This window comes from Sphaerotilus uruguayifluvii, assembly GCF_013294065.1.
GTDB classification, from domain to species: domain Bacteria; phylum Pseudomonadota; class Gammaproteobacteria; order Burkholderiales; family Burkholderiaceae_C; genus Sphaerotilus; species Sphaerotilus uruguayifluvii.
The window spans coordinates 18,388-27,178 of record NZ_JABSNM010000015.1 but is presented as its reverse complement, the minus strand read 5'-3'; the positions used below and the strand labels follow the sequence as shown (position 1 = coordinate 27,178).

General features: G+C 71.3%; 10 protein-coding genes. 2 read left to right on the top strand and 8 right to left on the bottom strand.

Annotated features, from left to right (window positions below; translation table 11 throughout):
- Both HNQ01_RS15685 and HNQ01_RS15680 read left to right on the top strand, forming a co-directional pair.
- On the top strand, positions 1 to 1,626 hold a 1,626-nt coding region (locus HNQ01_RS15685; protein WP_173806362.1), incomplete at its 5' end, for a hypothetical protein.
- Positions 1,627 to 1,801: 175 nt separating this feature from the next.
- Positions 1,802 to 2,419: a hypothetical protein gene (locus HNQ01_RS15680; protein ID WP_173806361.1), complete on the top strand. Its 618-nt coding sequence runs from the start codon at positions 1,802 to 1,804 to the stop codon at positions 2,417 to 2,419.
- A 19-nt stretch (positions 2,420 to 2,438) separates the two neighbouring features.
- Here the strand turns inward: HNQ01_RS15680 and nagZ are convergent, their stop codons facing one another.
- The 8 genes from nagZ to lepB all read right to left on the bottom strand — a co-directional run bounded on the left by nagZ (position 2,439) and on the right by lepB (position 8,749).
- Positions 2,439 to 3,599 carry a beta-N-acetylhexosaminidase gene (nagZ, locus tag HNQ01_RS15675; RefSeq protein ID WP_173806360.1) on the bottom strand — a complete coding sequence of 387 codons (1,161 nt, stop codon included), beginning with the start codon at positions 3,597 to 3,599 and terminating at the stop codon, positions 2,439 to 2,441.
- A gap of 11 nt (positions 3,600 to 3,610) precedes the next feature.
- Positions 3,611 to 4,009, bottom strand: coding sequence for a holo-ACP synthase (gene acpS, locus HNQ01_RS15670; RefSeq protein WP_173806359.1), 399 nt, complete (start codon positions 4,007 to 4,009; stop codon positions 3,611 to 3,613).
- A 2-nt stretch (positions 4,010 to 4,011) separates the two neighbouring features.
- The gene (locus HNQ01_RS15665; protein ID WP_173806358.1) at positions 4,012 to 4,800 is read right to left on the bottom strand and encodes a pyridoxine 5'-phosphate synthase; all 789 of its coding nucleotides are present in this window, start codon (positions 4,798 to 4,800) and stop codon (positions 4,012 to 4,014) included.
- Positions 4,797 to 5,609, bottom strand: coding sequence for a DNA repair protein RecO (recO, locus tag HNQ01_RS15660; RefSeq protein ID WP_173806357.1), 813 nt, complete (start codon positions 5,607 to 5,609; stop codon positions 4,797 to 4,799). The genes HNQ01_RS15665 and recO overlap by 4 nt, the downstream gene beginning before the upstream one ends.
- Positions 5,610 to 5,619: 10 nt before the next feature.
- Positions 5,620 to 6,555 carry a GTPase Era gene (gene era, locus HNQ01_RS15655; RefSeq protein WP_173806440.1) on the bottom strand — a complete coding sequence of 312 codons (936 nt, stop codon included), beginning with the start codon at positions 6,553 to 6,555 and terminating at the stop codon, positions 5,620 to 5,622.
- A gap of 92 nt (positions 6,556 to 6,647) precedes the next feature.
- A complete protein-coding gene (gene rnc, locus HNQ01_RS15650) occupies positions 6,648 to 7,331 on the bottom strand; it encodes a ribonuclease III (protein ID WP_173806356.1) in 684 nt (227 codons plus the stop codon).
- Between the two features lie 12 nt (positions 7,332 to 7,343).
- A complete protein-coding gene (locus HNQ01_RS15645; RefSeq protein WP_173806355.1) occupies positions 7,344 to 7,706 on the bottom strand; it encodes a DUF4845 domain-containing protein in 363 nt (120 codons plus the stop codon).
- Between the two features lie 74 nt (positions 7,707 to 7,780).
- Positions 7,781 to 8,749, bottom strand: a complete 969-nt coding sequence (lepB, locus tag HNQ01_RS15640) for a signal peptidase I (protein WP_173806354.1) — start codon at positions 8,747 to 8,749, stop codon at positions 7,781 to 7,783.
- Between the last annotated feature and the right edge of the window lie 42 nt (positions 8,750 to 8,791).

The window sequence follows — 8,791 nt, the reverse complement described above, 5'->3', positions numbered from 1 at the left end:
ACCGCCACGGCAGCGCAGACCGAGCAGGCACGCGCCGATCTGGAAGCCGAGCTGGCGCGGATCAATGCGCTGGCGGACGAGCGCTCGCAGTCGATCGCCGCGCTGACGCAGGCCCGCGATGCGCTGGTCGGTGAGCGCGACGATCTGCAGTCGCGCCTCGACGCCAGTATTGCCACGGCAGCGCAGACCGAGCAGGCGCGCGTCGATCTGGAAGCCGAGCTGGCGCGGATCAACGCACTGGCGGACGAGCGCTCGCAGTCGATCGCTGCGCTGACGCAGACCCGCGACACGCTGGTCGGTGAGCGTGACGATCTGCAGTCGCGTCTGACCTCCACGGAAGAAACGCTCTCTGGCGAGCGCCAGGGAGCGATGGCCGCGGCGGCTTCGGCGGCTGCCGCCGCGCTGCTCGCGTCGCAGCAGCACAGCGACGAGCTGGGCGAAGTGCAGTCGCGTCTCGACGGCATGACTGCCACGGCAGCGCAGACCGAGCAGGCGCGCGCCGATCTGGAAGCCGAGCTGGCGCGGATCAGCGCACTGGCGGACGAGCGCTCGCAGTCGATCGCCGCACTGACGCAGGCCCGCGATGCGCTGGTCGGAGAGCGCGACGATCTGCAGTCGCGCCTGAGCTCCACCGAGGAAACGCTTTCCGGTGAGCGCCAGGGTGCGATGGCCGCGGCGGCTTCGGCGGCTGCCGCCGCGCTGCTCGCATCGCAGCGGCACAGCGACGAGCTGGGCGAAGTGCAGTCGCGCCTCGACGGCATGACCGCCACGGCAGCGCAGACCGAGCAGGCGCGCGCCGAACTGGAAGCCGAGCTGGCGCGGATCAGCGCGCTGGCGGACGAGCGAGCGCAGTCGATCCAGGTCCAGGAGCGGGAACGTGAGGCGCTGGCTGGCGAGCGCGACGATCTGCTGTCGCGGCTGGCGGTGAGCGCGGAGACGGCGGCGCAGGCCGAGCAGGCGCGCGCCGAGCTGGAGGCTGAACTGGCGCGCATCGGTGCGCTGGCGCACGAGCGCTCGCGTTCGATCGAGGCGCTGACTCAGTCGCATGATGCGCTGGTCGGCGAGCGTGACGAACTGCAGGGGCGGATCGAGGCCCTGGTGCTGCGGCTGGGCGACGAGGCGGAGTCGGGCCAGCGTGCGCTGGCCCAGGCCTTGGGCGAGCAGCGGCAGGCGCACGAGCAGGCCTGGGCCGGCATCGAGGCGCAGCTGGCCGAGCGCGAGCAGCAGCTCGCCGAGCTGGGCACAGCGCTGGACGCGTGCCGCGCCGCCCGAGAGCAGGCGCTGGCCGGGCCGGTGCCCGCGGCGGAGGCGGTGTCGCCGGTGGCGCAGATCGCGCCGGAAGCGCTGGAGCGGCTGGTGCTTGCGGCGGGTGCGGGGCGGGCGCCTGCGCGTGTCGATCTCGGCAGCGGCGGCGCGGTCGACGATCTGAAGATCATCGACGGCATCGGTCCGGTCAACGAGGCCTGGCTGCATGCGCAGGGCGTCTGGCATTTCTGGCAGATCGCCAGCTGGGGGCCGGAGGAACTCGCCTGGGTCGCGCACCGGCTGCCGAACTTCGGCTCGCGGGTCTATCGCGAGAACTGGGTCGCTCAGGCCGTGCGGCTGATGAAGGCGCCGAGCGCGTGAGTCCGGCACACCGCCCCGGGTGCCGGCTGTTCCGGCATGGAGCAGCGGCATCGCGCGGGGCGGGTCTGTGCGAGTGGTGGCGGCCCCGCAGGCCTCCTAAAGTCGGTCCCCGACATCTGCGCGGAACCGGAATGATCCTGGACCCGCGCGTCCCACCGACGATGGAGGATCTTCCGTGACAAGCCTGTTGTTCATCCTGCTGGCCGCTGCCGCCGGCTTCTGGATCGGCCGCGGCCAGGGCCGGGGCGAGGCCGCCCGCCAGATGGCGGCGCTGCAGTCCGAGGTCGAGGCCCGGGAAAGCCGGGATCGGGCCTCCCAGGCCGCTTCGCTGAGCGAGAGCCAGACGGCGCTGACGCGCGCCCAGGCCGCCAGCCGCGCCGAACTGGATGCGCTGAACCAGCGTCTGGCCGAGACCCGGCGCCAGTCGGAGGCGGCGGTGGCGGTGCTGCGCGAGGAGCAGGCCCGCGCCGCCAGCGAGCGCCAGTCGCTGCAGCAGCGCGCCGAGGCGCTGTCGGCGCAGGTCGAGGCGGAGGCGGCCCGGGTCGCGGCGCTCTCGAGCCAGCTCGAGACGGTGCAGGCGGCCCATCAGGCCGGCGAGCGTCGGCTGCAGGCGCTGCAGCAGTCCGGCGAGACGGCCGCCCGGGCGTCGACGGCGCTGGCCCGCGAGGCTTACCAGGCGATGAAGTCGCTGCGCGAGGAGCTGGCGGCCGAACGCGCCGCCCATGTGCAGACGCGCGCGCAGGGCGGCGCGCTGGCGCGCGAGGCCTACACCGCGCTGCGCCGCGCGGCCTGAGCCGGATCGGCTGCTTCGTTCAGAGCAGCGGCTCGAGCCGCTGCAGCGCGCGCCGGTAGGGCGCGTCGTGCATCAGCTCGTCCCAGGTCAGCGGCGGGGTCTGCGGCAGCAGCGCCAGGCGGCGCTCCTCGCTGTCGGGGCTCTGGCGCCATTCGCCGCGCTCCAGGGCCGCCTGCAGGCCGTCGAGCAGCTCGTCGACCGCGCGGCCGCCGTCGAGCGACTGGTTGCACAGCAGCACCATGTCGCAGCCGGCGCTCAGCGCCAGCGTCGCGGCCTCGGTGTAGCTCAGCACCGCGCCGTCCTTCACGCCGGGCACGCGGCGTGCGCCTTCCATGCTCAGGTCGTCGCTGAAGATCACGCCGGTGAAGCCGAGCTGCTCGCGCAGCACCGTGTTCAGCCAGCGCGACGAGTAGCCCGCCGGCCGCGCGTCGACCTGCGGATAGATCACATGCGCCGGCATCACGCTGGTCAGGCTGGTCGACAGCCACTCGTAGGGGCGGGCGTCGTCGGTCAGGATCGTCTCGAGCGTGCGCTCGTCGGTCGGCACCGCGACATGGCTGTCGGCCTCGGCCCAGCCGTGGCCGGGAAAGTGCTTGCCGCAGTTGGCCATGCCGGCCTGCAGCAGGCCCTGCATCAGGCTGCGCGCCAGCGTGGCGGCCACCCGCGGGTCGCGGTGGAAGGCGCGGTTGCCGATGACGCCGCTGCGGCCGTGGTCCAGGTCGAGCACCGGCGTGAAGCTCAGGTCGACGCCGCAGGCGCGCAGCTCGGCTGCCAGCACCCGGCCGGCGGCGCAGGTCATGTCGCAGGCGGTCAGCGCGCCGTGGCCCTCGCCCTGGCCTGCGTCGTTCATCCAGCGCTCGCCGAAGGCGCGCATCGGCGGCAGGTGGGTGAAGCCGTCGGTGCGGAAGCGCTGCACCCGGCCGCCCTCGTGGTCGACGCAGACCACCACGTCGGGCCGGATCGACTTGATCTCGGCCACCAGCCGGGTCAGCTGCGCGCGGTCCTGCCAGTTGCGGCCGAACAGGATCAGGCCGCCGGTGAGCGGATGCGCCAGGCGGCGGCGGTCGTCGTCGTTCAGCGTCAGGCCGGCGACATCGAGCACGACCGGCGCGTGCGCCGGGACGATGGGCTCGGGGGCGGGCAGGTCGGATTTCTTCTTGCTGCTCTTGCGGGTGGGCATGGGGACGGGCCTCAGGGTTGGCGGGTCTCGACGACGACGAAGCTGGTGGCGTAGTCGCTCTCGTCGGTCAGGCTGACATGGGCGACGAGGCCCTGCTGGTCGAACCAGGCGGCCAGCGCGCCGTGCAGGCGGATCTCGGGCTGGCCGCTGGGGCGGTTGAGCGTCTCGCAGTCGCGCCAGCGCATCGGCGAGCGCAGGCCCAGGCCGATGGCCTTCGAGAAGGCTTCCTTGGCCGAGAAGCGGGTGGCGAGGTAGGCCACGCCGCGGGCCTCGACCCGTGCCCGGCGGGCGCGGAAGACCTCGATCTCGTTCGGGCCGAGCACCTTCTCGGCGAAGCGCTCGCCGTGGCGCTGCAGCGCCGCGCGGATGCGGCGGATGTCGCAGATGTCGGTGCCGATGCCGTGGACCATGCTCAGCGCGGCGCGAAGGCGCGCTGGATGCAGCGCTGGTAGTCGCGGATCGTCTCCGTGTAGCCCAGCTCCAGCGCGTCGGCGACCAGCGCGTGGCCGATCGACACCTCCTGCACGCCCGGCACCTCGCGCAGGAAATCGGCGAGGTTGTCGCGGTTCAGGTCATGGCCGGCGTTGATCTCCAGGCCGGCGGCCAGCGCGGCCTCGGCGGCGGCGCGGTAGCGCGCCAGTTCCTCGGCCTGGCGCGGCGTGCCCCAGGCGCTGGCGTAGGCCTCGGTGTAGAGCTCGACCCGGTCGGCGCCGACCTCGCGCGCGGCGCGCATCATCTCGGGGATCGGGTCCATGAAGAGGCTCACGCGCACGCCCAGCGCCTTCGTCTCGGCCACCACCGGCGCCAGCCGCTCGAGGTCGGCGGGAAAGGTCCAGCCGTGGTCGGAGGTGAACTGGCCGACCGTGTCGGGCACGAAGGTGGCCTGGTGCGGGCGGATCTCGCGGATCACGTCCATCAGGTTGTGGAAGGGGTTGCCCTCGATGTTGTATTCGACCTGAGGCCAGTCCTTCAGCAGCTCGGCCAGATCGCGCACGTCGTGGGCGCGGATGTGGCGCTCGTCCGGACGCGGGTGCACGGTGATGCCCTGCGCGCCGGCCTCCAGAACGATGCGCGCGGCCTTCGTGACGCTGGGGATGCCGAGATGGCGGGTGTTGCGCAGCAGCGCGACCTTGTTCAGGTTGACCGACAGCGCGGTGCGGCTGCCACGGTGGCCGGCCTCGGGGGCGACGAGAGGGTTCATGGTGGGGCAGGGGTTCCGATCAGCTTCTGGATTTCGACCATCAGCGCGCGGGTGCGCAGCATCGAGGTGTCCAGATGATAGTGAAGCAGGCCGCGCAGCAGCGTGCGCAGCTCCGGCAGCGCGCCGCGGCAGGCCTGGCGCAGGGCGGCCAGATCGCCGGCGGCCAGCGCCGCCTCCAGCGCATGCAGCGTCGCGCCGGACAGGCCGCCGGCGCCGTCGATCGGCGTCACGCCCCGTTCGGCGTGCAGGCCGTGGCGGGCCTGGGGCTCGACCGGCTGCTGCGTCTGCGTGACCCGGCCGAGCTCGGGCAGCACGCCCGATTCGCGCAGCAGCACCAGCTCGAAGGCGCGCAGGGCCGCGGCGGTGGCGGCCTCGTCGTCGCGGTCGAGCGCCGGCAGCGTCAGCGCGTAGGCGTCGAACAGGCGCGGATGCGGATCGTGGCGCTGCAGCGCGCGCATCACCAGCTCGTTGAGGTGGAATCCGGCCAGCAGCGCCGCGCCCGAGGGCATCGCCGCCACGCCGCGGCCGTCGGGCAGCGCGCCGGCCCATTCGGCGCTGCGCAGCAGGTGGATCTCGGGCGGCGCGGCCTCGTCGCGGCGCTCGGCGCGTCCGCCCAGCACGATCTGCAGGCGCTGGAAGGGCAGCAGCACGCTGCGCAGCTGCGAGTGCGGCCGCTTGGCGCCCTTGGCGATCGCGGCGATGCGGCCGCGATCGCGCGTCCACAGCTCCAGGATCAGGCTGGACTCGCTCCAGTCGTGGCGGTGCAGCACGTAGGCGGCCAGCGCGGCCGGCGCGGCGCGTCGGCTCACGGCCACCCGATCACTCGTAGCCGTAGCTCTTCAGGCGGTGCTCGTCGTCGGCCCAGCCGGAGCGCACCTTGACCCAGACCTCCAGGAAGACCTTCTTGCCGGTCAGGCGCTCCAGTTCGGTGCGGGCCTCGGTGCTGATGCGCTTGAGGCGCTCGCCGCTCTCGCCGATCACCATGCCCTTGTGCGCGTCGCGCTCGACGATGATGGTCGCGGCGATGCGGTTCAGGCGCCCGCCCTCGACCTCCTCGTACTTGTCGATCTGCACGGTCGAGGTGTAGGGCAGCTCGTCGCCGGTCAGGCGGAAGAGCTTCTCGCGGATCAGCTCGGCGGCGAGGAACTTGTCGCTGCGGTCGGTCAGCGCATCGGCCTCGTAGAACCAGGGCTGCTCAGGCAGGTAGGGGCGGATGATGCCCAGCAGCCGCTCGGTGTCGGCCTGCTTGGTGGCCTGCAGCGGCACGAACTCGGTGAACGGATGGCGCTCCTGCATCTGCTTGAGCCAGGGCAGCAGGTCGGCGCGGCGGTGGATCAGGTCGAGCTTGTTGGCGATCAGGAAGACCGGCTTGCCCTTCGGGATCAGCGACAGCACCTTGGCGTCGTCCAGGCCGAAGCGGCCGGCGTCGACCAGGAACAGCACCACGTCCACGTCGCCCAGCACCGACTGCACCGTCTTGTTCAGGTTGCGGTTCAGCGCCGCGGTGCCCTTGACGGTGTGGCGGGTCTGGAAGCCGGGCGTGTCGACGAAGACGAACTGCGTGTCGCCGTCGGAGGCGATGCCGGTGATGCGGTGGCGCGTCGTCTGCGCCTTGCGCGAGGTGATGCTGACCTTCTGGCCGATCAGCGAGTTCATCAGCGTCGACTTGCCGACGTTGGGACGGCCGACGATGGCGATCAGGCCGCAGCGGGTCGGGCCTTCGGGCTGGCCGCCCGGGCGGGCCGCTGCGAGCATCGCCTCCAGATCGGGCTGGGGCGACGACGGGGCGCCGTCGGCGGTCTCGTTCTCGGATTCGGAGTCGGGAAGGTTCGGTTCGTTCGGAAGGGTCATTCGTGTTCGGCGCTGAGCCGCTCCAGGACGAGGCGGGCGGCTTCCTGCTCGGCGGCGCGGCGCGAGCGGCCTTCGCCGCGCGCCTCGACGCCATGGCTGGCGGCCGAGCAGACGACGATGAAGGTCTGGTCGTGGGCGCGGCCGCGGGTGGCTTCGATGCGGTATTCGGGCACGCTGTGGCGACGCGCCTGCAGCCATTCCTGCAGCTGCGTCTTGGCGTCCTTGGCCCAGGCCTGCGTCGCGGTCTCGGAGATCAGCGGCGCGAACAGCCGGCGCACCAGCGCCTCGGCGGCCTCGAAGCCGGCATCGCGGTAGACCGCGCCGATGATGGCCTCCATCGCGTCGGCGAGGATGGACGGGCGCTGGGCGCCGCCGCCGCGGGCCTCGCCCTCGGACAGGCGCAGCATCGCCGGCACGCCCAGCGACAGCGCGATGCGGTGCAGCATGTCCTGGCGCACCAGGTGGGCGCGGATGCGCGTCAGCTCGCCTTCGGGCGAGTCGTCGTACTGGTCGAACAGCAGGTCCGAGACGGCGAGGTTCAGCACCGCGTCGCCGAGGAACTCGAGACGCTCGTTGTGGTCGGCGCCGTAGCTGCGGTGCGTCAGCGCCAGGGCCAGCAGCTCCCGCTGGCGGAAGCTGTGGCCCAGATGCTGCGAGAAGGCTTCGAGGGACGGATTCAAGGTCGGACCTTTTTACTGCGATCGGCCGCGGTACTTGATCAGCAGCGCCACCGGACCGAACAGGTCGATCTCCTTGTCGTAGGCGAAGCTGATGACGATGCGGTCATTTTCCTTCGTGACATCGAGATCCTTGCCGCTGATCGACTGGATGGAATACTCGATGTCCCGCGCGCGGTCAAATTCCGCGCGGATGCCCGGGACGGTGGCGCTGCCGGAGGCGGCGATGCGAGTGACCACGCGCCGGATCGTGAAGAACTCGTTGACGGTCGGCAGCACGCGCATCGTCAGCAGCGCGGCCGAGGACAGCAGCACGGCCCAGAAGATCAGGCCGATCAGGGTGATGCCGCGTTGCGAATGCGGAAGACGGACGTTCATCGGATGCAGGCTCCTCGATGGCGGCGGGTCGCCGCGGCCGATGCGGCCGCCGTCCCGCAGGCAGGTTCTTCAGGTCAGTGGAAAGGTCCGATGCGCTTGATGCTGCCGAAGTTCATCCAGACGAAGAAGGCGCGACCGACGATGTTCTCGTCAGGAACGAAGCCCCAGAAGCGGGAGTCCTCGGAGTTGTCGCGGTTGTCGCCCATCATGAAGTAGTGTCCCGCGGGAACCTTGCAGGTGACGCCCTCGGCGGTGTAACGACAGTTTTCCGAACCAGGGAAGCTGCGCGCGCGCATGCCGTAGCTCGAGGGCAGCGACGGGTCGACCAGGATGCGGTGACCGACCTCGCCGAGCTGCTCGCGGAACTGGCGCGAGTAGGTGCGGCGGTCCTCGTCGTAGTAGTCCTCGAGCTGCTCGAGCGCGAGCATCTTGCCGTTGATGTAGAGCTTCTGGTTGATGTAGGCGACCTCGTCGCCGGGAACGCCGACCACCCGCTTGATGAAGTCGATGCTCGGGTCGACCGGGTAGCGGAAGACCATCACGTCGCCGCGTCGCACCTCGTTGTTCTCGATGATCTTCTTGTTGATCACCGGCAGGCGCACGCCGTAGTGGAACTTGTTCACCAGGATCAGGTCGCCGATCTCCAGCGTCGGGATCATCGAGCCCGAGGGGATCTTGAAGGGCTCGAACAGGAAGGAGCGCAGCACGAACACCATCAGGATCACCGGGAACAGCCCGGCGGTCCAGTCCAGCCACCAGGGCTGGGCAAGGATGCGCTGGCGCGCCGAATCGACGTCGGAGTCGACCTTGTCGATGCCCTGGCGGGCCAGCTCGGCGCGGCGCTCGCCGTCCTGGCGCGTCAGCGCCGCCGCGGCCGAGAGCCGCCGCGGCAGGAAGACGAAGCGCTCGGCCAGCCAGTAGCCCATCGTCACGACGGTCAGGATGAACAGCAGCAGCGAGAAGTTGCCATTCCACTTGCCGAGGTACCAGCCCGCACCGTAGAACGCGAGCAGGCCGTAGAGAATGCCGGTGAGAGGTCCCATCGATGGTCCGGTGTCGGGTTGTGCAGGATGAGCGGCGCGACG